Genomic DNA, 22,607 nt, shown 5'->3' with positions numbered 1-22,607 from the left:
TTATTTGACGGGCGCGGCCAGCAGGCCACGCGCGGGGCCAATCGTCTGGTTCCAGGCCTGGGCGCAGCGCGCACCACAGCGCTGCACCCAGCGCGGCAGCACGGTGGAGGCCAGGATCTCCTGGCGGCTGCGCTCATCCTGAGGCGAAGCAGGCACCACTACCATCGCACCCTTGGTGCCGCCGGTGCAGGTGGGTGCGCCCCGGTTGCACGCCAGGCCTTCAGCGGTTTCCCGCTCAGACTCGGCCCAGATGGCCGACTCCAGCCGGGGCAGCTCGCGCTTGAGCAGTTCGCGCAGGTCGGCAGGCAGGCCCGCCCAGGCCGCCTGGTTGGCGCCAAAGATGGCCAGGCCCCAGGTCACTGGCAGGGTGTGCACATGGGAAGTGAGTGTGGGCAGGCCCAGGATGTTGCCCGACATGGTGCCCGTGATCGCACATTCGGTATTGCCCGCCGTCAAGCTGGACACGATCTGCGAGAAACTGGTCAGCACCGGCACGCCGCCCAGTGCCCCCACAAAGTCGGCCTGCGTGGAGGACGAAACCCGGACGCGGCGCCCGGACAGGTCGGACAGCGCACGCAGCGGCTTCTTGCAGAACACCACCTGCGCGGGGTACACATAGATCGCCAGCGCCTCCACACCATGCTGCTCGCGCAAGGCTTTTTCCAGATAGGGGCGGAAGGCGCCCAGGGTGGCCTTGAGTGTGGCGATGTCGGGGTTCAGGCCCGCCAGATCGGGGGCGGTGTACTCGGGGTATTGCGAGGTGAATGAACTCATCAGCGTGGTGCCAAACGGCACCACCCCCAGTTGCAGCAGGCGCAGCATTTCGTTGCCGGGCACCCCCGCCCGGTCAAACGGCACGATCTCTGCCTGGAACCTGCCGCCACTGAGGCGGGACAGCTCCTTGCTCCAGAAGGGTTCCTCCTGGCGCGTGTACTGGTTCACACCTGCCAGCCCGCCCACCACGCGCAGCTTGTATGGCGTAGCCGCACCGCTGCCAGGGGGATCGGCCGCGTGCACCCCGCCCCATGCAACCAGCGCTGCACACAGAAGAAGTGCCTGGCGGCGAAAGTGGGAGATCAAGGTGCGGGGGGTGGTGAACATGGCAAACAATGGCGAGCAGTATTCCACCAATTTTTCAGCCCCAAAGGCAAATTGTCGGCAAAACACCACGCGTGAGCCTTCGAGAGAACTGGTGCATGGCATGGCCTTGCCCCTGCCCTCCATGCGGTCTCCCGAAGGGGCCTGGTAGCCGCTGTCCCCCGTCACTGGCCACCATGTGCCGTCAGAAGGTGCCTGGGTAGGCGCCACCATCGGCCAGCACGTTCTGGCCGGTCATGTAGCCCGCCTGCTGGCTGCACAAAAAGGCACAGATCGCCCCAAACTCTTCGGCCGTGCCATAACGGCCCGCCGGGATCTGCGCCTGCTGGACGGCACGGACATCCTCCACGCTTTTTCCCGCCTTGCCTGCAGCCGCCGTCACAGTGGCCGCTAGGCGGTCGGTGTCGAACTTGCCAGGCAGCAGGTTGTTGATGGTCACGCCCCTCGCCGCGATCTTGCTGCGCGACACACCCGCCACAAACCCTGTGAGGCCACTGCGTGCGCCGTTGGACAGGCCCAGGATGTCGATGGGCGCCTTCACCGCACTGGACGTGATGTTGACGATGCGGCCAAAGCCCCGCGCGGCCATACCATCCACCGTGGCCTGGATGAGCTCGATGGGCGTGAGCATGTTGGCATCCACCGCCTTGATCCAGGCGTCGCGGTTCCAGTCGCGGAAGTCACCGGTGGGCGGCCCCCCGGCGTTGGTCACCACGATGTCGAAATCCCGTCCAGGCCCCCCCGCCACGGAGAACACGGCCTCGCGCCCGGCAGGGGTGGTGATGTCGGCCGCCACGGCCAGCACCTGGGGCACCTGAACTTCGGACTCTTTGAGCCCCTTTGCGCGCGCCTGGCTTGCACATTCAGCTATCAAACGGGCAGCAGCCTGATCCAGTGCACCGGCATTGCGGGCGTTGATGACCACGTTGACGCCCTCGCGCACCAGCGCCTGCGCACAACCAAAGCCCAGCCCCTTGCTGGCGCCACACACCAGCGCCCATTTGCCTGCGATACCCAAATCCATAACAATCTCCAAGTTGCACACTGATACATATAGCGTGGGCAAATCATAAATGGAGAGTTGAACCATGAAATGGCTGCACCCTAACGCTCTGGCCACCTCACTGGCGGGGGTCGCGCTGGCCTTGGTCACTGGCGCCACCCATGCCCAAGAAAGTGCCGTGATCAAGCGCGCCACGCAGTTGCGCGACAGCCCTGCAGACAACGGTGCCAGCCTCGCCCCGCTGGAGGCCAACACCGTCGTGACACGCAGCAGCGAGCGCAAAGGCCCCTGGACCAAGGTGAGCACCCCCCAGGGCGCCACAGGCTGGGTGCACATGTTCGATCTGGGCCCCCAATCCGGCGCGGCAGCAGCCAGCAACAACACCGCCACCGGCGGCCTGCGAGGCCTCGGGGGGCTGTTCGGCGGCAACAGCGGCGCGAACACCACCACAGCAACCTCCACAGTGGGCATTCGCGGCCTGGATGCTGAAGACATTGCCAAGGCACAACCCAACCCGGCCGCTGTGGGCAAGGTTGAAGGCATGCGGGTGAACGCCGACCAGGCGCGCCAGTTCGCCAGTTCCGCGTCGCTACAGGCGCGTGACGTGCCCGCCATGGCGCAGCCCGCCTTGCCGTCCGGTGGGTCCGGCAGCCGCTCCGGTGGCAGTTCCGGCAACCCGTCCGACCCCAACTACAGCCCGAACTGAGGAGATGAACATGCACCGGAACTTCGGCTGGAAGCGCTGTGCAGGGGTGGCCGCCCTGTTGACTGCCCTGGCGGCGGTCCCCCTGGCGGCCCACAGCCAGAACGTCATGAACAACCTGCTGAACTCCCTGGGCGGCGGCCTGGGCTCGGCGATCACGGGCGGCAAGGCCGCACCGGCTGCGCAAGGGGACGACCTGATCAGCCTGCTGACCCAGTCGCTGAACAACATCGACGAGCCCAAGGAGATCGAGATCGGCCGCCAGTTGGCCGCCCTGCTGCTGGGCGCCAAGCCTGCCCACCCGGACATGGCGCTGCAACGCTACGTGAACCGCCTGGGCCGCTGGATCAGCCTGCAGTCGCCCCGCCCCGGGCTGCCCTGGACCTTTGTGGTGCTGGATGACGCCGGGTACAACGCCTTCGCCGCACCCGGCGGTTACGTGTTCGTGACCAAGGGCCTGATCGACCGCTGCGCCGACGAATCCGAACTTGCGGGCATCCTGGCGCACGAGATTACGCACGTGACCGCCAAGCACCACCTGCAGGCCATCCGGCAAAGCGCCATGGCGGGTGTGGGCACCCAGCTGCTGGCCTCACAGATCCGCACCAGCAACGTGGCGGGCCAGCTTGTCAAAGACCAGCTGCTGTCGCTGTTCCGCACGGTCTACACCAAAGGGCTGAGCCAGTCCGATGAGTTCGAAGCCGATCGCAGCGGCGTGGCCATGGCGGCCAAGGCCGGGTTCGACCCGTACGGGCTGGTGTCGGTGCTGCAGCAGCTGCGCACCGTGACGCCGGACAACCCGATGTTCACGCTGACCATGTCCACCCACCCGGCCGCCCAGGCCCGCCTGGACTACCTGGAGCAGTCCATGGGTCGGCAGCTTGATGGGCTGGGGGGCTCCCGGGCCACGATTGCGCAGCGCCTGGGTGGTGGTGGTGGAGGCGGTGCACCAGCCGCCCCCGCACCTGCCAACCGGCCAGCGCCCGCCGCCAAAAAGGCGGGGTGAGGAGGCGCCAGCACCCTGCTGCCAGGGTGCGGCGGCCCCGCTTCAAGCCCCTGGGCGACGCGCCAGGCGGGTGAACACAAAAATCCCTGCCACCACCAGCGCCGTGCCCGCCGCCACCCATACGGTGAAGGGCTCGCTCAGAATCCACACCCCCATCAGGATGGTGGACAGCGGCCCCACCATGCCCGCCTGGGCAGCCATGCCCGCGCCAATGCGCTCGATGGCCATCATCACCATCAACACCGGCGCGGCCGTGCACAACGTGGCGTTGAGGACAGATAGCCAGATCACCTCCGGCGCCACCACGGCAGCCTCCAGGGGCCGCAGCACCACAAACTGTGCCAGGCAGCACAGGCAGGCCACGGTGGTTGCCAGCCCCACCAGGCGCAGGGAACCCAGGCGTTGCACCATCTCGCCGCTGTAGACCAGATAGATGGCATAACTCACAGCACTCAGAAACACCAGCAGCGCCCCCCAGGCCACGTTGGTGCCCTGCAGGTTGGCCTCGTGGCCAAACACCAGCACCACCCCACAGTAGCTGACCAGCATGCCCGCTGCCTGCACCCAGCGGATGCCCCGGCCATACAGCAGCCAGCCCAGCACCACGACCAGGGTGGGGTTGAGGTACAGGATGAGCCGCTCCAGGCTGGCGCTGATGTAGGCCAGTCCGGCAAAGTCGAGAAAACTCGCCAGGTAGTACCCCGTGATCCCGAGACCCAGCACACCCAGCCAGTCCTTGCGGCTCAGGGGCGGTTTGCCCCGGCTGGCCCACCAGGCCATCACGGCAAAGATGGGCAGCGCAAACAGCATGCGGTACATGATGAGCGTGACAGCGTCCACGCCGTGGCGGTACGCCAGCTTGACAATGATGGCCTTGCCACTGAACGCAATGGAGCCTGCCAGCGCCAGCAGCAGGCCCGAGGCCATGTGCGCCTTGGCAGTAGGCGCCGGGGTGGGGGCCTGCGCGGATGGAGAGGGGGCTGACGACACGGGGCTTGGATTTTTTGTCAGAAAACGCGCGGGCTGAACGCGCTGCGCACACGCTGATCGCTAGCCGCCGAGTGTGACAGGCATCCCCTACCAGTGCCATCGAAGCTCTGTGTGGGCACCCCCTTCATCAGCGATGGCCAGAAGTGGCGCAGGCCCTTCATCGCTCCGTTGGACAGCTCAACCGTTCTTGTGAAACACCTTGTGATGCAGGCGCCGCAGCGACCACCACACGCCCACAGCCACCACGGGAATGGCAACGGCCGCAGTGGTTTCGGGCGACAGGGGCCAGCCCAGCTTTTGCGCTCCTTTCGCTAGGTAGCTCACCAGACCCACGATGTAATAGGTGATGGCCGCCACGGACAGTCCCTCCACGGTGGACTGCATCTTGAGCTGCAGGTCCTGCCGGTGGTTCATGGTGGTCAGCAGTGCCTGGCTGCTTTGCTGCTGCTCGATCTCCACGCGGGTGCGCAGCAGGTTGCTCATGCGCGAGACACGCTGCGATAGTGCGTCCTGGCGGCGCGCAGCCCACTCGCAGGTGCTGCGTGCAGGGGTCAGGCGCCGGTCCATGAACTCGCGGATGGTCTGCATGCCCGCCAGGCGCGATTCGGCAATGTCTTCGATGCGCTTGTCCAGCAGTTCAAAATAGGCACTGCTGGCCGAAAATCGCGAATGCGAGGCCGCATACTGGCTCTCTACCTGCCCGGCCAGCCGGGTCAGGCGGTCCAGGAGGGCTGGCTCATCGTCGCGGTTGGCGGTGCGGATGGCGTTGGCCAGCTCAGCCAGTTCACGCTCGGCAAAGGCCAGGACGCTGGCCGCTTCGCGGGCGGCGGGCAGTCCCAGCAAGGCAGCCATGCGGTAGGTTTCAATTTCCAGCAGGCGCTGCACCAGGCGCCCCAGGCGCCTTGGCGTCATGCCACCCGCCAGCAGCACCATGCGCGAAAAACCGTCCGCATGGATCGCAAAGTCGGTGTAGACCTCGCCATGGCCATCGGCCACGGTGGAGGCTACCAGCGTGTCCTCGTGCAGCACATGTTTGACCAGCGAACCCGAGCCAAAGGTGTGCGTCGGCAGCACCCACAGGTTCAGACTGCACAGGCACTGCCCGGGCAAAGCGGCCAGCCAGTCGTGGGGCACGGCATCCATGGCGCTGGCGGGCTCGCGCTCGCCAAAAGCCTCCATGGGGGCGGGCACCATGAAGGTCCAGGTGACGAACTCGGTGTGCAGCTCCCAGCGCATGCGAAAGGCGCCCAGGTCCATCCGCAGATGGGTGGTGTGCGCATCCGGCAGGGCCATGTGATGGTCGCGCAAAAGCGCGGCAACATGGGCCCGGCTCGCCTCGCGCCCGGCCGCATCGGCCAGCATCACGATGTGTGCAATGGCCAGGGGGGCATTCATCGCCTCGGGCGGGCGGGCGTGGATTTCGTTGTGCAGCATGGCCCGGTAGGGGTGCTGCGCGGGATGGAATGGTGTGAGCATGCTGACCTCTGCCTGCGATTGTGTACCGGCAACAGCAGCCAGAAACGAATGCCTCTGCCCAAAAAACAACGGCACCCTCAGGTGCCGTTGTTCAGTCAGGGGGAGCAGGAAGCCCGAGGGCGATCAATCTTCCACAAAAGCTTCTTCGCGCTTGTTCTTCACGGCAGGCAGCAGCACGATGATGAGCAGCAGGGCCGCAGCCGCCAGCAGGCCGGCCGACAGCGGACGCGTCACGAACACGCTCCAGTCACCGCGCGAGAGCAGCAGCGCACGGCGCAAGTTCTCTTCCATCATCGGGCCCAGGATGAAACCCAGCAGCAAAGGCGCGGGTTCGGTACCCAGCTTGTAGAAAATGTAGCCAATCAGGCCGAACGCACCCACCATCCAGATATCGAAGGTGTTGTTGTTGGTGGAGTACACACCCACCGCGCAGAACAACACGATCGAGGGGAACAGCCAGCGGTAGGGCACTGTGAGCAGCTTGATCCAGATGCCGATCAACGGCAGGTTCAGGACGATCAGCATGGCATTGCCGATCCACATCGAAGCGATCAGGCCCCAGAACAGTTCGGGGTTGCTGGTCATCACCTGGGGACCAGGCTGGATGTTGTGGATGGTCATGGCGCCCACCATCAGCGCCATCACGGCGTTGGGTGGAATGCCCAGGGTCAGCAGGGGGATGAACGAGGTCTGCGAGCCCGCGTTGTTGGCCGACTCGGGAGCCGCCACGCCACGGATGTTGCCTTGGCCAAAAGGCACTTCGCCAGGTTGCAGCTTGGTCTTCTTTTCCACCGTGTAGGCGGCAAAAGCGGCCAGCAGAGCACCACCACCGGGCAAGATGCCCAGGGCAGCACCCAGCGAGGTGCCACGCAGCACGGCAGGAATCATGCGCTTGAAGTCGTCCTTGGTGGGGAAGAGTCCTTCCACCTTGGCAGTGAACACCTCGCGGTCTTCGTCGGGACGCGACAGGTTGGCAATGATTTCACCGTAGCCGAACACGCCCATGGCGATGGTCACGAAGCCAATGCCATCGGTCAGCTCAGGGATGTCGAAGCTGAAGCGCGCCACGCCCGAGTTCACGTCGGTACCCACCAGGCCCATCAGAAGGCCCAGCACGATCATGCCCACCGCCTTGAGCAGGGAGCCCGATGCCAGCACCACCGCGCCGATCAGGCCCAGCACCATCAGCGAGAAATACTCGGCCGGGCCGAACTTGAAGGCGACTTCGGTCAGCGGAGGCGCGAAGGCCGCCAGGATCAGCGTGCCTACACAGCCTGCAAAGAACGAACCCAGGCCGGCAGCCGCCAGCGCCGGGCCCGCGCGGCCCTTGCGCGCCATCTGGTAGCCGTCGATCACGGTCACCACCGACGACGACTCGCCAGGCAGATTCACCAGAATGGCGGTAGTGGAACCACCGTATTGCGCGCCGTAGTAGATACCCGCCAGCATGATCAGCGCAGCCACGGGCGGCAGCGCATAGGTGGCCGGCAGCAGCATGGCGATGGTTGCCACTGGGCCAATGCCGGGCAACACGCCAATCAGCGTACCCAGCAGACAGCCGACAAAACAGTAAATCAGGTTCTGGAACGTGAACGCAACGCCAAAACCCATCGAGAGGTTGTTAATCAAATCCATGGTCGGTGCTCCTGCTCAACCCGTGATGAAACTGGGCCACACGGGGAACTGCAGCTTGAGCGCCCAGACGAATGCCACATAACTGCCAATGGCCAACACGGTGGCCAGGAGGAACACGGACTTCGCGTGAAACTCCTGACCCGCCAGACTCGCAATGAAGGTCAATGCATAGATGCCCACGATGAGGCCCATGGCCGGAACCCCGAGGCTGGGCAATCCTCCCAGCAAGATGCCGAACGCGAAGTTGGCAGCCAGGATGAAGAACAGCGGCTTCCAGGCCCACTTGCCGATCTTGTCGCCATCCTGGGTCTCCACCGTGACTGCTTTGAAGGTGATCACGCTGCCAATGATGGCGAGCAAGATACCCAGCAACAGGGGGAAATAGCCGGGCCCCATGCGGGCGCCAGTGCCGACGTTGTACGTGGTTGCACCCCACGCAAACGCCACTCCGACACCCATGAACATGAGGCCGGAAAAAAAGTCTTTTTGACTCTTGATTTTCACGAAATGTCTCCTAGGCGGAAATCTTGACTGCGCGATTGTGCGTGCAAGCATGGCCCGCGCGAATGTGGATTCCACCTACATCCAGTAACGCCCCATGGCCACACCGCGCGGGCAAAGCATCGCGTGCGAACCACGAACCGCTGCCCAGGGAGACGCCTGTACGGCGCTGGGCGCGTTACTCCAGCGGGGGAGTGGCCGCGATCACTTCGTCCATGGTGGTCAACCCCTCGGCCACCCGCAGCGCCCCCGCCAGACGCAGCGGACGCATGCCGTCCTGCACAGCCTGGCGGCGCAGGGTGTCGATGGATGGGGCCTGGGTGATCCGGTCCTTGAGTGCTTCGCTCACGGTCAGCAATTCATACAGCCCCATGCGCCCACGGTAACCGCCCATGCGGCAGTCCACGCAACCCACGGGTTTGTAGGGCTGGTAGGCGCCATTGATCTTCCAGGGCTTGACGACCTCGGCCAGCGCATCGCGCGAAGCCGTTTCGTCCCGCTGTTTGCACTGCTTGCACAGCGTACGCACCAGCCGCTGGGCCAGCACGCCCAGCAAGGTGGCGTTGAGCAGGTAGGGCGGCACCCCCAGCTCCATCATGCGGGTGATGGCACTGGGTGCATCATTGGTGTGCAGCGTCGAAAACACGAGGTGCCCCGTGAGCGCAGCCTGGATGGCCATTTCTGCGGTCTCCAGATCCCGGATTTCACCCACCATGATGATGTCCGGATCCTGGCGCATCAGGGCACGCAGGCCTTCGGCAAAGTTGAAATCGAGCTGCGGCTGCACCTGGGTCTGGTTGAAGCTGGGTTCGATCATTTCAATCGGGTCTTCCACCGTGCTCACGTTGACCTCTTCGGTCGCCACACGCTTGAGCGTGGAGTACAGCGTGGTGGTCTTGCCCGAGCCCGTGGGCCCGGTCACGAGGATGATGCCGTGCGGGCGTTTGACCAGCGCCTCCCAGCGCTGTGCGTCGTGCTGTGCAAAACCCAGGGCATCCAGGTCCTTGACCGCGTTGTCCGGATCAAAGATCCGCATGACCATCTTTTCGCCGAATGCGGTGGGCAGCGTGGACAGGCGCATTTCCACTTCTTCTCCGCGCGGGTTGCGGGTCTTGATGCGACCGTCCTGCGGGCGGCGTTTTTCCACCACATCGATGCGGCCCAGCAGCTTGATGCGCGACACCATGGCGTTGTGCACCCCCATGGGCATCTGGTAGACCGGGTGCAGCACACCGTCGATGCGAAAACGGATCACACCCTGCTCGCGGCGCGGCTCCAGGTGGATGTCGCTTGCACGCTGGTCAAACGCGTACTGCCACAGCCAGTCCACCACCTTGACCACACCCTGGTCGTTGGCGTCGAGCTGCTTGTTGCTTTTGCCTAGCTCCACCAGCTGTTCAAAGCTGCTGCCGCCCGAATTGCCCCCCGCCTTCTGCGCCGCACGCACGGATTTGGCCAGTGCAAAAAACTCCGCCGTGAACCGGTGGATGTCCTGCGGGTTGGCCACCACACGACGCACCGTGCGGCGAGACTGGCGCTCCACCTCGGCCACCCAGTCGTCGATGAAGGGCTCGGCCGTGGCCACCACCACTTCTTTGGCCGAGACCTGCACGGGCAGCACCTTGTGGCGCTCGGCATAGGTGGCGCTCATGCTGTCGGCGACACGGCCCACATCCACTTTGAGCGGATCAATGCGCATGTAGTCCAGGCCCGCCCGCGTGGCCAGGTACTCGGACAGCGCCTCGATATCGAGGGGTTTGCCGTCGCTTGCACGCGCCATGGCCACGCTGGCAAGCCGCACCAATGCATGTTGCGAGCTTTCGGCCTGGGAACACCGGGCAATGGTGCGCTGCGCTTCCTCGCGCGAGATCACGTGGTCGTCACTGAGCCACTGCACCATGCGGCGCCAGTCCAACGGACCGCGATGGGACGCGGACTTCAGACGGCCAGGGGTGTCCACGGATGCAGTCATATCCAGAGCCTTTCAGGACGCCACCGGCTTGAACGCCCGCAGCCATTTTGTGGTGGGCAGATCCCAGCGCGCCTGGATCGCTTCGGCCTGTTCAGCCAGCTCCGCGCGTTTGGGCCGGGAGGGCGTGCGCTGCGCCAGCACCACCGTGTTGCCCTCGCGCGTGGGCTTGAATGCCCACAGCGCATCGCTGCCAAAGGCCTGGGCCATGCTCTGGAGGCTGCGGTCAAAGCTGGACGCACGGCCGAACAGGTTGACCGTCATGCAGCCCGTGTCCGACAGCAACGCCCGGCAATCAGCATAAAAATCCGGGCTATCCAGAACTGGCGCTGCGGCCTCGTGGTCGTAGAGATCCACCGCCAGCGCATCGACCGTGCCCAGCCACATGGGGTTCTGGATCTCCTTGGCCGCATCGGCCAGCACCACACGCAGCTTGGGGCCATCGGGCGGCAGCTTGAACCACTGGCGACACACGGCCAGCACCTGCGGGTTCAGCTCGATCGCCGTGCTGCAGATGCGCAGCTTCTTGTGGCAAAACTTGGTGATGGCGCCTGCCCCCAGGCCCAGTTGCATGGCATGGCCCTTGGACACCTGCGCCAGGTCGGCAAACAGCAGCCAGGCCATCATGCGCTGCACATACTCCAACTCCAGCGCAAAGGGCTCATCAATGCGCATGGAACCCTGGATCCACGGTGTACCCAGGTGCAGGTGGCGCACCTCACCGTCGTCCGACACACTGACTTCGGGCAACTCTTGCAGTTTTTCTTTTTTGCGGGTCATTCAAAGCGTTCAAAGCAGGCGGTGGGCCGACAACACTGCCGCCCAGGCCGCCAATTTACGGTCAAAACTCCAGGACGCGTTGGCCGGGCTGGTCGATGGCAGTCGCACGGCCTGCAATGGCGGCCTGTGCTGCGCCGCCAGGCTGGCCTGCACCGCCGGGGCATGCCGGAAGCTCTCGGCGCCGTTGTGGGCCACGGCCGCCAGCCGGGGACAGCGCCCGAGCAAGCGGGCAAAGTCGTTGACCAGGGGGTTGCGGATGCTGGTGTCCAGGCTGCCTTCGCGTTCGCAGCTGGCATAGACATCCCACAGCCCCAGCCCGCGCGCCAACAGCCAGTCGCAGCGCTGCAGGTAATGCTCCGGCCCGGCTGCGGGCAGCGGATGCTGCGGCCAGAGGGCCTGCAGGATCTTCCAGAAATGGTTTTGGGGGTGGGCATAGTACTGCTGCGCCCGCAAGGAGGCCGCGCCCGGAAAACTGCCCAGCACCAGCACCACCGTCTTTTCAGACGCCACGGGTGGCAAGCCCTGCCACCGAACAGGAGCAGGAGCAGGAACAGGCGCAAGGCTGGGGGCGCAGAGGTCGGACATGGGCCGATTCTGGACCGAAACCACGCAAGCACCTTGGGGTGGCCGCAAAAAAAGATAGCTGTAAACCGTTTACCACACGGCCCAAAGCTCCCAAATTACTCCTCAATTTCGCCGTCAATGCCTCGCAACGCCAGCAAGGGCACCAGCCGGGGCAGTGCCGCGCAGGCGTTGGCCGTGGTGGCCTGGGCCAGTGCCGCCAGGGGCTGGCCACGCAGCTGCGCCAGCACCTCGGCAATGCGCGGCAACTCGGCCGGGGCATTGCGCCCCTGGGGCAGACCCTCGGCCCGCTGTGCGGCCGGGGTGTAAAGCCAGTGGGGCGGGATGTCGGGGGCGTCGGTCTCCAGGACCAGTGCCTCCTCGGGCAGCTCGGCCGCAAGGCCCCGCAGCTGCAACGCGCGGTCGTAAGTCATGGCGCCGCCAAACCCGAGCTTGAAACCCAGACCGATGAAGGCCTGCGCCTGCTGCAAGCTCCCGTTGAAGGCATGCGCAATGCCGCCACGCACCGGCAAGTCCCGCAGGCCCTTGAGCAGCTTGTCGGCCGACCGGCGCACATGCAGGATCACCGGCAGGTCGAACCGGCGGGCCAGCTGCAGCTGGGCCCGGTAAAACCGCTCCTGCCGCGTGGGGTCCAACCCCGGCACGAAGTAGTCCAGGCCGATCTCGCCGATGGCCGCCAGGCGCGGGTCGGCATGGTGCTGGACCAGCATCTCTTGCAACAGCGCCACGTCCCCATCGTCGGCACGCCCGGTGTAGAGCGGGTGGATGCCCAGCGCATAGCTGTCCCCATGCTGGTGCGCCAGCAGGCGCACGGTCTCCCAGTTGCTGCGCTCCACGGCCGGGATCACGCAATGGTCCACCCCTCGCGCCATTGCTTCACGGCGCACCGCGCTGCGGTCGGCATCGAATTCGGGCGCATCAAGATGGCAGTGGGTGTCAATCCAGGCGGTCGTCATGCACCGATGATGCCCCATGCGACACGGTCCACACTGCGGTGGTAGCCCTGCGTGTGCATTTACGGGCAAACCGTGCTACCGTCATTTGCGTGCGCCAGCCCTCGGCGCAATTGAACCTGCGAATGCGCTTCCGGGGACGCCCCGAGACCACCCGCAGGCTCCCAGAGCAAAGGTGACAGGATGCCCCGGCCCGCCCTCTACAGCAGCTCTCGCCCCGCCCGCAGCCGTGCCCCCGCCCCGGTGGCCGCACCCGCAGCACCTGCGAACGCTGCCCAGCCCTCGGCCGACGCGCCACCCGCGCTGCAGGATGCGGCCCGGAACCAGGCGGCAGCCCCACACGCTCCTGCCGTGCGGCGCCAGCTGTGGGCCCTCTGGACCATCGTGGTGCTTTTGGTAGCCCTGTTGGTAGCCAGCGCCTGGCACAGCAGCCGCAGCCCTGCCCGCAAGATCACCCAGGACGACATCGATGCCGCCGTGCTGCGCACGCTGGAAGCCACCACGCCGCCATCGGCCGCTGCCCGCGCCGTAGAAAGCATCGCCCCCTCCATCGTGCGCGTGGTGGGCTACGGCCGCAGCAAGAACGGCAAGGAAGAAGTCGAGCGGGGCATCGGCACGGGCGTGGTCATCGTGGACAAGGGCGTCATCCTGACCAACCTGCATGTGGTGGCGGGCGCCGACCGCATCGGCATCACCTTCCACGACGGGCTGGAAACCACCGCCAGCATCACCGGTGCCCAGCCCGAGAACGACCTGGCCGTGCTGCAGGCGCACAAGGTGCCCGATGACCTGGAGGCCGCCACCCTGCGCTCCACCCAGAACCTGCGCCCGGGCGACCACGTGGTGGCCGTGGGTTTCCCCTTTGGCATCGGCCCCTCGGCATCCGCCGGGGTGGTGTCGGGCCTGCAGCGCGAATTCGCTTCGCCCGAGGGCAAGCGCCAGCTCAGCAACCTGATCCAGTTCGACGCGGCGGCCAACCCCGGCAACTCGGGCGGCCCGCTGGTCACGCTCGATGGCGAAGTGGTGGGCATCGTCACCGCCATCCTCAACCCCACGCCCGCGCGCACCTTCATCGGCATCGGGTTTGCGGTGCCTATCGAGAACGCGGCCTCGGCCGTTGGCATGCCCCCTTTCTGACCCCGACCGTCCCCAAGGAGCACCATGGATACCACACCATCCCCCAGCGCCATGAACAACGCCGCCACCGCCACCCTCATGGAGCAGGTGCTCTACGAAGTCAAACGCGTGGTGGTAGGCCAGGACCGCTTTCTGGAGCGCGTCATGGTCGCCATGCTCGCCCAGGGCCACCTGCTGGTCGAAGGCGTGCCGGGCCTGGCCAAGACGCTCACCGTCAAGACGCTGGCCAGCACCATCCAGGGCAGCTTCAAGCGCATCCAGTTCACGCCCGACCTGGTGCCCGCCGACCTGGTGGGCACACGTTTGTACAACCAGAGAACGGGCGAATTCAGCACCACGCTGGGCCCCGTGTTCACCCATCTGCTGCTGGCCGACGAAATCAACCGCGCGCCGGCAAAGGTGCAGAGCGCGCTGCTGGAGGTGATGCAGGAGCGCCAGGTCACGATTGCGGGCGAAACCCACAAGGTGCCCGAGCCCTTCTTGGTGATGGCCACGCAGAACCCCATCGAGACCGAGGGCACCTACGCGCTGCCCGAGGCGCAGGTGGACCGCTTCATGATGAAAGTGCTGATCGACTACCCCACCGAAGAAGAAGAGTTTGTGATCGCCCAGCGCGCGCTGGACAAGCCCGTGCAGGTGCTGCCCGTGGCCACCACCGCCCAGCTGGCGGCGCTGCAGGCCGAATGCCGCACGGTGTATGTGGACCCTTCCCTGCTGCAACACGCGGTGAAACTGGTGGCCGCCACGCGGGTGCCCGCCAAGCATGGCCTCAAAGACCTGGCCGGCTTCATCGCCTGTGGCGCCAGCCCCCGCGCGACCATAGCCCTGGCCGAGGGTGCCCAGGCCCTGGCCATGCTGCGCGGGCGCAACTATGTGCTGCCCGAAGACATGACCGACCTGACTGCCGATGTGCTGCGCCACCGCATTGCGCTGTCGTATGAGGCGCTGTCCGAAGGGCTGGATGCCGACGCACTCATCCAGCGCATCATGGCCAAGATTCCTGCGCCCGCGCGGCCTTTGCACCACGAACAAAAAGTGGCCTGAGTCTGCACCATGAGCAACAAGTCGCCCAACACCCCTTCCGCCACAGTCCACACCCTGCCGACCTTGCCCGGGCAGGCCGACCGGCTGCTGCGCGAGCTGGAGTGGAAGGTCATCCGCCGCCTCGATGGTCTGCTGCAAGGCGACTACCGCACCCTGATGCGCGGCAGCGGGCTGGACCTGGCCGACCTGCGCGAGTACCAGCCACACGACGACGTGCGGCACATTGACTGGAACGTGACCGCCCGCCTGAACCAGCCCCATGTACGCGTGTTCACCGAAGACCGCGAGATGACCGCCTGGTTCCTGCTGGACCTGAGCCCCTCGATCAGCTTTGGACCGGAAGGGCGTGCCAAACGCGACATCCTCACCGGCTTTGTGGCCGTGCTCTCGCGCCTGCTCACACGCCACGGCAACCGCGTGGGCGCCATGCTGTACGGCGGCGCCAGCCACCAGGCCGAACGCGCGGTAGACGCTGTGCTGCCACCCCGCAGCAGCCGCGCCCATGTGCTGCACCTGGTGCACCGCCTGCTGGCCCCTACCCCGCCCGCCACGCCCCAGCCCAAAGGCGGCGGTGCGGCCACCGAGCTGCACCGGCTGCTGCAAACCGGTCTGGCCAACCTGCGCCGCCGCGCCACCGTGTTTGTGGTGTCCGACTTCATCAGCGCTCCGGGCTGGGAGAAGCCCCTGGCGCAACTGGCCCAGCGCCACGACGTGGTGGCCGTGCGGCTGCTCGACCCGCTGGAGCTGGAGCTGCCCGACCTGGGTCTGATTACCCTGCACGACGCCGAAAGCGGCGAGCAACTGCAGGTGGACACCCACGATGCAGCCTTCCGCCGCCGCTTTGCACAGCTGGCGGCCGAGCGCGAGGCGACACTGCGCGACGGCCTGGCGCGCGCCGGGGCCGACACGCTGGAGCTGTGCACCGACGACGACCTGGTGGACGCCCTGCTGCGCTTCATGGACCTGCGCCAGCGCCGCGTGCGGGCGCCCCGCGCAACGGCAGCCTCCACCGCGCCCCACCCCCACTACGCCACCTGAGGACCCGCACCATGGTTTTTCTCTGGCCCACCCTGCTCTGGCTGCTGCTGGTTGCGCCCCTGCTGGTGCTGCTGTACTGGTGGCTGCTGCACCGGCGCAAGAAGACCGCGCTGAGCTACTCCAGCCTGTCGCTGGTGCGCGAGGCCCAGGGCCCCGGCCAGCGCCTGCAGCGCCACATCCCGCCCGCACTCTTTCTGCTGGCCCTCATCGCGCTGCTGCTGGCCGCCGCGCGGCCACTGGCGGTGATCACCCTGCCCTCGCAAGACCAGACCATCATGCTGGCCATGGATGTCTCGGGCAGCATGCGCGCGGCCGATGTGGAGCCCGACCGCATCACCGCCGCCCAGAATGCTGCCAAGGCCTTCATTGCCGAGCTGCCCCGCCATGTGCGCGTGGGCATCGTGGCCTTTGCGGGCAGCGCCCAGCTGGCACAGCTGCCCACCCAAAGCCGCGAGGACCTCGTCAAGGCCATCGACAGTTTTCAGCTGCAGCGCGGCACGGCCACAGGCAACGGCATCATGCTGTCGCTGGCCACCATTTTTCCGGACGCGGGCATCGACATCGCCGCGCTGGGCGGCCGCCAGGCCATGCGCCCCAAGCCCATCGACGAAATCGGCAAGCAGGACCCGGCCAAGCCCTTCACCCCCGTGGCACCGGGCTCGTACAACTCGGCCGCCATCATCATGCTGACCGACGGGCAGCGGACCACGGGCGTGGACCCGCTCGAAGCCGCCAAGTGGGCGGCCGACCGCGGCGTGCGCGTATACACCGTGGGCGTGGGCACAGTGCAAGGTGAGACCATTGGATTTGAAGGCTGGTCCATGCGCGTACGGCTGGACGAAGAGACGCTGAAAGCCGTGGCCGCGCGCACCAACGCCGAATATTTCCATGCCGCCACGGCGGCCGACCTCAAGAAGGTCTACCAGACCCTCAGCTCACGCCTGACGGTGGAGAAGCGCGAAACCGAAATTTCCGCCCTGCTCGCGCTGGCGGGCGCTGTGCTGGCCCTGCTGGCGGCGGCGCTGTCGGTGTGGTGGTACGGACGGGTGATGTAGCCCCCCGAGCCCCGCCGGGCGCAGGCACAGGGCCCCTGCCTCGGCACTCCCATCCGTCGGCCCTGGTATTCGCACAAAGGAGATCATTCCATGCGTTCCCTGATCCGCACCACGGCCCTGGCCGCCCTTCTGGCCACTGCCGCAGGCATGGCGCTGGCCCACAACTGCCCCAACGAGATGAAGGCCATCGACGCCAAGCTGGCCACCAACCCCAGCCTGTCGGCCGACAACGCGGCCAAGGTCAAACAGCTGCGCGCCGATGGCGAAACCCACCACAAGGCGGGCAAACACGACGATTCAATGAAGGCGCTGGCCGAGGCCAAGAAGATCCTCGGGATCTGAACCGGCGCGCCTATCCAGCCGGAGCGATCAGGCGCGTGGCGCCTGCAGCTTTCCTTCTGCAATCCGCACCACGCGGCCGCAGCGCGCGGCCAGAGATTCGTCGTGCGTCACCATCACAAACGCCGTGCCGTGGTCGCGCGCAAGCTGGAGCATCAGCTCGAACACGCCATCGGCCGTGGCCCGGTCCAGGTTGCCGGTGGGCTCATCGGCCAGCACACAGGCCGGCCGCGTGACCAGCGCGCGCGCAATGGCCACACGCTGGCGCTCGCCGCCCGACAACTCGGCCGGACGGTGGTGCACGCGCGCCTTCAGGCCCACGGCCGCCAGTACCTGCTCGGCCGCCTGGTGGGCCTGTTCAGAAGGCATGCGGCGGATGCGCAGCGGCATGGCCACGTTGTCCAACGCGCTGAACTCGGGCAACAGGTGGTGAAACTGGTAGATAAAGCCCAGGTGCTGGTTGCGCAACTGGCCCTGCTCCTGGGGCGACAGCGCCGACAGCTCGGCTCCCTTGAGCCGCACCGACCCGGCCGTGGGCGCATCCAGCCCGCCCAGCAGGTGCAGCAAGGTGCTCTTGCCCGAGCCCGATGCACCAACAATGGCCAGGGTTTCGCCCGCATGCACCTGCAGATCCACGCCTTGCAGCACGGTCACGTCCAGGCGGCCTTCGGTAAAGCGCTTGGTCAGGCCCTTCGCCTCCAGTACCACCGCACCATTTTTCAAACCATTTTGGCCGTTACCGCCTGATGGTATTGGGTTGATAGCTACATTATTCATAGCGCAAAGCTTCGGCAGGGTTCACACGGCTGGCGCGCCAGCTCGGGTACAGGGTGGCCACGAAGGCCAGCACCAGGGAGATGAGCCCGATGGGCACGATGTCGCTGCTTTGTGGCTCACTGGGCATCTTGCTGATGAGGTAGATGTCCTTGGGCAAAAAGCTCGCGTTCAGCGCCTTTTCGATGGCGGGCACGATCACGTCGATGTTGAACGCAATGCCCAGACCCAGCAGCAGGCCCACGGCCGTGCCGATCACGCCCACCATGGCACCTTGCACCACGAAGATGCCCATGATGCTTTTCGGGCTGGCGCCCAGCGTGCGCAGGATGGCGATGTCGGCGCGCTTGTCGGTCACCGTCATCACCAGCGTGGACACCAGGTTGAATGCCGCCACGGCCACGATGAGCGTGAGGATGATGAACATCATGCGTTTTTCGAGCTGCACGGCGGCAAACCAGGTGCGGTTCTGCTGCGTCCAGTCACGGATCAGCAGCATGCCGCTCAGGCTCCCCGCCAGTTGCTGCGCCACCTCGCGCGCCTGGTGCAGGTCCTTGAGCTTGAGGCGCACGCCCGTGGGGCCCTCCAGGCGGAAGATGCGCTGCGCATCCTCATGGTGCAGCAGCACCAGCGCCGAGTCGTATTCATAGTGGCCCGAGTCGAACGTGCCCGCCACCGTCATCTGCTTGAGGCGCGGCACCACACCGGCCGGGGTGACCTGGCCTGCGGGCGCAATCACCGTGACCACATCACCCGCACGCACGCCCAGGGCACGGGCCAGCTCGCCGCCCAGCACCACGCGGAATTCGCCGGGCACCAGCAGGTTCAGCGTTTTCTCGTTGGTGGCGGCCAGGTCGGTCACCGCGCCTTCCAGCGCCGGGTCGATGCCGCGCACCAGCGCACCCTTCATGTCCTCGCCCCGCGCCAGCAGGGCCTGCGCCGCCACAAAGGGGGCGGCACCGATCACGTTGGGGTTCTGTTTGGCCTCGGCCAGCGTGCGCGCCGGGTCGGGCAGCGCAGCGCCTTGCGGGGCAAAGATCTCAATGTGCGAGACCACGCTGAGCATGCGATCGCGCACTTCCTTTTGAAAGCCGTTCATCACGCTGAGCACGATGATGAGTGCCGCCACCCCGAGCGCAATGCCCAGCATGGACACGCCCGAGATGAACGAGATAAAGCCATTGCGCCGCGTGGCGCGGCCCGCGCGCGTGTAGCGCCAGCCCAGGGCCAGTTCGTAGGGGATTTTCATGGAATGGGAAAGAAGGCCTCGCCCCAGCGGAATGCCGGGGGCCGGGCCGGGGCAGATTGTGGCATCCCGGACAATAGGGGGATGTCGGACACCACCCATTTGCTCATTCCTGGCGCCGCGAGCGCATCCGAGGGATGCCAGCAAGCCCAACAGGGCCTCGCCCTGCCCCACCTGGACCGGCTCCTTGCCCGGCTCAGCCCCCACCCCGCCCAGAGCGACGACGGCGAAGAAACCAGCTTCACCCCCCCGCACGAACGCGCCCTGGCCCGGGCCCTGGGCCTGCCTGCCGAGGACGGCCGCATCCCCTGGGCCGCCTGGCACCGCCACCAGCAAGGTCTTTCGACGAATGGCGAAGCCTGGGCCTTTGTCACCCCCTGCCAGTGGCAGGTCACCACCGACCACGTCACGCTGCGCGACCCGGAGCAACTGGGCCTTCATGAGTCCGCATCGCGCGCCCTGCTGGCCATCGTGGCGCCCTGGTTTGCCGAAGACGGCATCACCTTGCACTACGACCAGCCCACGCGCTGGCTCGCCAGCGGCCCGTTGTTTGCCAACCTGGCCACCGCCTCGCTGGAACGGGTGCTGCTGCGCGACGTGCGCGCCTGGATGCCCGACGCCAAGCAGGCCCGCACCCTGCACCGCCTGCACAGCGAGATGCAGATGCTGCTCTACACCCACGCCTTCAACGACGAGCGCACGGCGCGCGGGCTGCCGGTGGTCAACTCGTTCTGGGTGCATGGCGCGGGCGCGCTGCCCCAGCCGGTGCCCGCCCCTTCCGCCGCCCCCTCCATGCCCACCCCGCTGCGCGATGCCGCGCTGCGCGAAGACTGGCGCGCATGGGCCCAGGCCTGGGCCGCGCTGGACGCGGGCCCTGTGGCCGGGCTGCTGCGCCAGGCCGAGGCAGGCGCGCCTGTGATGCTCACGCTGTGCGGCGAGCGCAATGCACGGACTTTTCACAACGCGCCCCGCTCGCTGGCACAGCGTTTTCAAGGCTTTTTCAGGCCCCTGCGCGCGGCAGACATGCTCCACAAGCTATGAAAATAGTAGCAAGAGACATTCCCCCCCGCGCCGCCTGGGCGCTGGAGCAGGCCGGTGTGCACCCGCTGCTGGCCCGCCTGTACGCTGCACGCGGTGTGCGCGCCCATGAGGAGCTGGACGACGGCCTGGGCCGCCTGCTGCCCCCTTCGGGATTGAAGGGCATCGACGCCGCCGCCCGCCTGCTGGCCGACGCCATGGCGCAGAACCAGCGCCTGGTCATCGTGGCCGACTACGACTGCGACGGCGCCACCGCCTGCGCCGTGGGCGTGCGCGGCCTGCGCCTGCTGGGCGCCCGGAACGTGGACTACCTGGTGCCCGACCGCGTGACGGACGGCTACGGCCTCACGCCCCCCATCGCCCGCCGTGTGGCCGAGCGCGGCGCCGACATGCTCATCACCGTGGACAACGGCATCGCCAGCGTCGAAGGCGTGGCCGAAGCCAAAGCCCTGGGCCTGCAGGTGCTCGTCACCGACCACCACCTGCCCGGCCCGGCGCTGCCGGCGGCCGATGCCATCGTCAACCCCAACCAGCCCGGCTGCACGTTCGAGAGCAAGTCCATGGCCGGGGTGGGCGTGATGTTCTACACACTGTTGGCGCTGCGCGCCGAGTTGCGCGCGCGCGGCGTGTTTGACGCCGCCAGCCAACCGAAGCTCGACCCGCTGCTCACCCTGGTGGCGCTGGGCACCGTGGCCGACGTGGTCAGGCTCGACGCCAACAACCGCCGCCTGGTCGCCCAGGGCCTCAAACGCATTCGCATGGGCCAGATGCCCGCAGGCATCGCTGCGCTCTTCCATGCCGCAGGCCGCAAGGCGCCCGCCGCCACCACCTTCGATTTTGGTTTCGCTTTAGGCCCACGCATCAACGCTGCCGGGCGGCTGGCAGACATGACGCTGGGCATCGAATGCCTGCTGACCGACGACGCAGGCCGCGCCGCAGAACTCGCCAGCACACTCGACGGCATCAACCGCGAGCGCCGCGAGATCGAGGGCGGCATGCGCGAGCAGGCCATGCTCATGGCCGAGAGCCTGTTCGACGAAAGCGAAGAGCCGCCCCCAGCCATCAGCGTGTTCGACCCCGACTTCCACGAGGGCGTGGTCGGCATCGTGGCCAGCCGCATCAAGGACAAGCTGCACCGCCCCACGTTCGTGTTTGCCGCGAGCAGTGCGCCGGGCAAGGAGCATGAGCTCAAAGGCTCGGGCCGCTCCATCCCCGGCTTTCATCTGCGCGACGCACTCGACCTGGTGGCCAAGCGCCACCCGGGCGTGATCCTCAAATTTGGCGGCCACGCCATGGCGGCGGGTTGCACCGTGGCCGAGGAATCGTTCGACGTGTTCGAGCAGGCCTTTGCCCAGGTCGCGCAAGAATGGCTGGACGCCGCCACCCTCACCCGCCGCATCGAAACCGACGGCCCGCTGGCCCCCGAATACTGCCGTGCCGACATCGTGGACACCCTGCATCGCGAGGTCTGGGGCCAGGGTTTTGCGCCGCCCACCTTCAGCGAAGAAGTGCAGATCGTGAGCCAGCGCCTGGTGGGCGAGGCCAAGAACCACCTGTCGCTCAAGCTCATCCACCAGGGCAACCCCGTGGACGCCATCTGGTTCGGCCACACCGAGCAGTTGCCCGCGCGCGTGCTGCTGGCCTTCCGCCTCGACGTGAACGAGTGGAAGGGTGAACGCAAGGTGCAGTTTCTGGTGGAAGGCGCGGAGGTCTAGCCCGCTGCGCGGCGGGTCTGTAAAAGATCCGCCCCCGCGCTGAGCTGCCAAGCGCGGGCAACCCTGTCTTCAGAAGCTTTCCCAATCGTCATCGCCTCCCTGCGCTGCCGCCTTGGCGGCGGGCGCGGGTGACGAGGCTTTGGCGGCAGGCAGGCGTGCCGGTGCTGGCGCAGGTGCCTTGGGGGCTGCTGCAGACGCCACGCGCGGAGCGTTGGCCGTCGCCTTGGCCACCGCAGGCCGGGGCGCAGGCGCTGGTGCTGCCCGGGGCGCCACTGCCGGGGCCCGCGCGGCCACCGCGCCCACATTGAACACCGACACCACCTCCGCCAGCCGCTGCGCCTGGTCGCGCATCGAGGCGGCTGCGGCTGTTGACTCCTCCACCAGCGCTGCGTTCTGCTGCGTCATCTGATCGAGGTGCGTGACCGCCTGGTTCACCTGGGCGATGCCGTCGCGCTGCTCGGTGGACGATGCCGTGATCTCCCCGATCAGGTCGCTCACGCGCTGCACGCTGGCCACAATTTCTTC

Annotated in this window: 21 protein-coding genes and 1 pseudogene; 9 read left to right on the top strand and 13 right to left on the bottom strand. The window is 66.7% G+C overall.

All coding sequences use genetic code 11. The features are described 5' to 3' along the window. Together CBY09_RS00110 and CBY09_RS00105 are read right to left on the bottom strand one after the other, a co-directional pair. Positions 1 to 1,101: a TRAP transporter substrate-binding protein gene (locus tag CBY09_RS00110; protein ID WP_094285851.1), complete on the bottom strand. Its 1,101-nt coding sequence runs from the start codon at positions 1,099 to 1,101 to the stop codon at positions 1 to 3. Between the two features lie 181 nt (positions 1,102 to 1,282). Beyond that, entirely contained in the window at positions 1,283 to 2,122 is an 840-nt protein-coding gene (locus tag CBY09_RS00105) for an SDR family oxidoreductase (protein ID WP_094285359.1), read from the bottom strand. A 64-nt stretch (positions 2,123 to 2,186) separates the two neighbouring features. On the opposite strand from CBY09_RS00105, the gene CBY09_RS00100 reads away from it, so the two are divergent. Then, positions 2,187 to 2,807, top strand: a complete 621-nt coding sequence (locus tag CBY09_RS00100) for an SH3 domain-containing protein (protein ID WP_094285358.1) — start codon at positions 2,187 to 2,189, stop codon at positions 2,805 to 2,807. A 10-nt stretch (positions 2,808 to 2,817) separates the two neighbouring features. Beyond that, positions 2,818 to 3,810: a M48 family metalloprotease gene (locus CBY09_RS00095; protein WP_240515518.1), complete on the top strand. Its 993-nt coding sequence runs from the start codon at positions 2,818 to 2,820 to the stop codon at positions 3,808 to 3,810. A 42-nt stretch (positions 3,811 to 3,852) separates the two neighbouring features. On the opposite strand, the gene CBY09_RS00090 is transcribed toward CBY09_RS00095, so the two are convergent. The 8 genes from CBY09_RS00090 to CBY09_RS00055 form a co-directional block, all read right to left on the bottom strand. Then, positions 3,853 to 4,737 (bottom strand): DMT family transporter, encoded by an 885-nt coding sequence (locus CBY09_RS00090; RefSeq protein WP_094285356.1) that lies wholly within the window; start codon positions 4,735 to 4,737, stop codon positions 3,853 to 3,855. A gap of 240 nt (positions 4,738 to 4,977) precedes the next feature. Next, a complete protein-coding gene (locus tag CBY09_RS00085; protein WP_240515542.1) occupies positions 4,978 to 6,234 on the bottom strand; it encodes a DUF3422 family protein in 1,257 nt (418 codons plus the stop codon). A 165-nt stretch (positions 6,235 to 6,399) separates the two neighbouring features. Further along, entirely contained in the window at positions 6,400 to 7,911 is a 1,512-nt protein-coding gene (locus CBY09_RS00080; RefSeq protein WP_094285354.1) for a tripartite tricarboxylate transporter permease, read from the bottom strand. Positions 7,912 to 7,926: 15 nt separating this feature from the next. Beyond that, positions 7,927 to 8,415: a tripartite tricarboxylate transporter TctB family protein gene (locus CBY09_RS00075; RefSeq protein ID WP_094285353.1), complete on the bottom strand. Its 489-nt coding sequence runs from the start codon at positions 8,413 to 8,415 to the stop codon at positions 7,927 to 7,929. A 175-nt stretch (positions 8,416 to 8,590) separates the two neighbouring features. After that, a complete protein-coding gene (gene tfpB, locus CBY09_RS00070; RefSeq protein WP_094285352.1) occupies positions 8,591 to 10,384 on the bottom strand; it encodes a type IV pilus assembly ATPase TfpB in 1,794 nt (597 codons plus the stop codon). Between the two features lie 12 nt (positions 10,385 to 10,396). Further along, positions 10,397 to 11,161: a class I SAM-dependent methyltransferase gene (locus CBY09_RS00065; protein WP_094285351.1), complete on the bottom strand. Its 765-nt coding sequence runs from the start codon at positions 11,159 to 11,161 to the stop codon at positions 10,397 to 10,399. A gap of 9 nt (positions 11,162 to 11,170) precedes the next feature. Continuing rightward, complete coding sequence (locus CBY09_RS00060; RefSeq protein ID WP_094285350.1) at positions 11,171 to 11,746, bottom strand: DNA-deoxyinosine glycosylase; 576 nt, start codon at positions 11,744 to 11,746, stop codon at positions 11,171 to 11,173. A 95-nt stretch (positions 11,747 to 11,841) separates the two neighbouring features. Then, positions 11,842 to 12,699, bottom strand: coding sequence for a TatD family hydrolase (locus tag CBY09_RS00055; RefSeq protein WP_094285349.1), 858 nt, complete (start codon positions 12,697 to 12,699; stop codon positions 11,842 to 11,844). Between the two features lie 180 nt (positions 12,700 to 12,879). Here CBY09_RS00055 and CBY09_RS00050 point away from each other — a divergent pair, with 180 nt between their 5' ends. From CBY09_RS00050 to CBY09_RS00030, 5 genes are all read left to right on the top strand, one after another. Then, positions 12,880 to 13,833 carry a S1C family serine protease gene (locus tag CBY09_RS00050; protein WP_094285348.1) on the top strand — a complete coding sequence of 318 codons (954 nt, stop codon included), beginning with the start codon at positions 12,880 to 12,882 and terminating at the stop codon, positions 13,831 to 13,833. A 24-nt stretch (positions 13,834 to 13,857) separates the two neighbouring features. Further along, positions 13,858 to 14,877: an AAA family ATPase gene (locus CBY09_RS00045; RefSeq protein ID WP_094285347.1), complete on the top strand. Its 1,020-nt coding sequence runs from the start codon at positions 13,858 to 13,860 to the stop codon at positions 14,875 to 14,877. 9 nt (positions 14,878 to 14,886) lie between these two features. Next, entirely contained in the window at positions 14,887 to 15,915 is a 1,029-nt protein-coding gene (locus tag CBY09_RS00040; protein WP_094285346.1) for a DUF58 domain-containing protein, read from the top strand. Positions 15,916 to 15,926: 11 nt separating this feature from the next. After that, positions 15,927 to 16,970: a VWA domain-containing protein gene (locus tag CBY09_RS00035; protein WP_094285345.1), complete on the top strand. Its 1,044-nt coding sequence runs from the start codon at positions 15,927 to 15,929 to the stop codon at positions 16,968 to 16,970. Between the two features lie 90 nt (positions 16,971 to 17,060). Beyond that, positions 17,061 to 17,312: a hypothetical protein gene (locus CBY09_RS00030; protein ID WP_063461349.1), complete on the top strand. Its 252-nt coding sequence runs from the start codon at positions 17,061 to 17,063 to the stop codon at positions 17,310 to 17,312. 27 nt (positions 17,313 to 17,339) lie between these two features. On the opposite strand, the gene lolD is transcribed toward CBY09_RS00030, so the two are convergent. Together lolD and CBY09_RS00020 are read right to left on the bottom strand one after the other, a co-directional pair. Next, positions 17,340 to 18,086: a lipoprotein-releasing ABC transporter ATP-binding protein LolD gene (gene lolD / locus CBY09_RS00025; RefSeq protein ID WP_094285344.1), complete on the bottom strand. Its 747-nt coding sequence runs from the start codon at positions 18,084 to 18,086 to the stop codon at positions 17,340 to 17,342. Continuing rightward, positions 18,079 to 19,332: a lipoprotein-releasing ABC transporter permease subunit gene (locus tag CBY09_RS00020; protein WP_094285343.1), complete on the bottom strand. Its 1,254-nt coding sequence runs from the start codon at positions 19,330 to 19,332 to the stop codon at positions 18,079 to 18,081. Before CBY09_RS00020 ends, lolD begins: the two co-directional genes overlap by 8 nt. An 81-nt stretch (positions 19,333 to 19,413) precedes the next feature. On the opposite strand from CBY09_RS00020, the gene CBY09_RS00015 reads away from it, so the two are divergent. Both CBY09_RS00015 and recJ read left to right on the top strand, forming a co-directional pair. Then, positions 19,414 to 20,370 (top strand): phosphoglycerate mutase, encoded by a 957-nt coding sequence (locus CBY09_RS00015; protein ID WP_094285342.1) that lies wholly within the window; start codon positions 19,414 to 19,416, stop codon positions 20,368 to 20,370. After that, positions 20,367 to 22,082, top strand: coding sequence for a single-stranded-DNA-specific exonuclease RecJ (gene recJ, locus CBY09_RS00010; RefSeq protein ID WP_094285341.1), 1,716 nt, complete (start codon positions 20,367 to 20,369; stop codon positions 22,080 to 22,082). Before CBY09_RS00015 ends, recJ begins: the two co-directional genes overlap by 4 nt. Before the next feature lie 69 nt (positions 22,083 to 22,151). Here the strand turns inward: recJ and CBY09_RS00005 are convergent. Continuing rightward, positions 22,152 to 22,607, bottom strand: a pseudogene (locus CBY09_RS00005) (methyl-accepting chemotaxis protein); the annotation flags it as partial.

It is taken from the genome of Acidovorax kalamii (assembly GCF_002245625.1).
GTDB classification, from domain to species: Bacteria; Pseudomonadota; Gammaproteobacteria; order Burkholderiales; family Burkholderiaceae_C; genus Acidovorax; species Acidovorax kalamii.
The sequence above is the reverse complement of the archived record's forward strand: the minus strand, read 5'-3'. Positions and strand labels throughout refer to the sequence as shown.

What these genes read in the sequence shown, in the direction of transcription:
- CBY09_RS00015 (WP_094285342.1), top strand. Translation starts at nt 19,414, where the DNA reads ATGTCGGACACCACCCATTTGCTCATTCCTGGCGCCGCGAGCGCATCC.
- CBY09_RS00050 (WP_094285348.1), top strand. Translation starts at nt 12,880, where the DNA reads ATGCCCCGGCCCGCCCTCTACAGCAGCTCTCGCCCCGCCCGCAGCCGT.
- CBY09_RS00085 (WP_240515542.1), bottom strand. Translation starts at nt 6,234, where the DNA reads ATGCTGCACAACGAAATCCACGCCCGCCCGCCCGAGGCGATGAATGCC.
- CBY09_RS00100 (WP_094285358.1), top strand. Translation starts at nt 2,187, where the DNA reads ATGAAATGGCTGCACCCTAACGCTCTGGCCACCTCACTGGCGGGGGTC.
- CBY09_RS00090 (WP_094285356.1), bottom strand. Translation starts at nt 4,737, where the DNA reads ATGGCCTCGGGCCTGCTGCTGGCGCTGGCAGGCTCCATTGCGTTCAGT.
- CBY09_RS00040 (WP_094285346.1), top strand. Translation starts at nt 14,887, where the DNA reads ATGAGCAACAAGTCGCCCAACACCCCTTCCGCCACAGTCCACACCCTG.
- CBY09_RS00105 (WP_094285359.1), bottom strand. Translation starts at nt 2,122, where the DNA reads ATGGATTTGGGTATCGCAGGCAAATGGGCGCTGGTGTGTGGCGCCAGC.
- recJ (WP_094285341.1), top strand. Translation starts at nt 20,367, where the DNA reads ATGAAAATAGTAGCAAGAGACATTCCCCCCCGCGCCGCCTGGGCGCTG.
- CBY09_RS00020 (WP_094285343.1), bottom strand. Translation starts at nt 19,332, where the DNA reads ATGAAAATCCCCTACGAACTGGCCCTGGGCTGGCGCTACACGCGCGCG.
- CBY09_RS00065 (WP_094285351.1), bottom strand. Translation starts at nt 11,161, where the DNA reads ATGACCCGCAAAAAAGAAAAACTGCAAGAGTTGCCCGAAGTCAGTGTG.
- lolD (WP_094285344.1), bottom strand. Translation starts at nt 18,086, where the DNA reads ATGAATAATGTAGCTATCAACCCAATACCATCAGGCGGTAACGGCCAA.
- CBY09_RS00045 (WP_094285347.1), top strand. Translation starts at nt 13,858, where the DNA reads ATGGATACCACACCATCCCCCAGCGCCATGAACAACGCCGCCACCGCC.
- CBY09_RS00060 (WP_094285350.1), bottom strand. Translation starts at nt 11,746, where the DNA reads ATGTCCGACCTCTGCGCCCCCAGCCTTGCGCCTGTTCCTGCTCCTGCT.
- CBY09_RS00080 (WP_094285354.1), bottom strand. Translation starts at nt 7,911, where the DNA reads ATGGATTTGATTAACAACCTCTCGATGGGTTTTGGCGTTGCGTTCACG.
- CBY09_RS00035 (WP_094285345.1), top strand. Translation starts at nt 15,927, where the DNA reads ATGGTTTTTCTCTGGCCCACCCTGCTCTGGCTGCTGCTGGTTGCGCCC.
- tfpB (WP_094285352.1), bottom strand. Translation starts at nt 10,384, where the DNA reads ATGACTGCATCCGTGGACACCCCTGGCCGTCTGAAGTCCGCGTCCCAT.
- CBY09_RS00095 (WP_240515518.1), top strand. Translation starts at nt 2,818, where the DNA reads ATGCACCGGAACTTCGGCTGGAAGCGCTGTGCAGGGGTGGCCGCCCTG.
- CBY09_RS00110 (WP_094285851.1), bottom strand. Translation starts at nt 1,101, where the DNA reads ATGTTCACCACCCCCCGCACCTTGATCTCCCACTTTCGCCGCCAGGCA.
- CBY09_RS00055 (WP_094285349.1), bottom strand. Translation starts at nt 12,699, where the DNA reads ATGACGACCGCCTGGATTGACACCCACTGCCATCTTGATGCGCCCGAA.
- CBY09_RS00030 (WP_063461349.1), top strand. Translation starts at nt 17,061, where the DNA reads ATGCGTTCCCTGATCCGCACCACGGCCCTGGCCGCCCTTCTGGCCACT.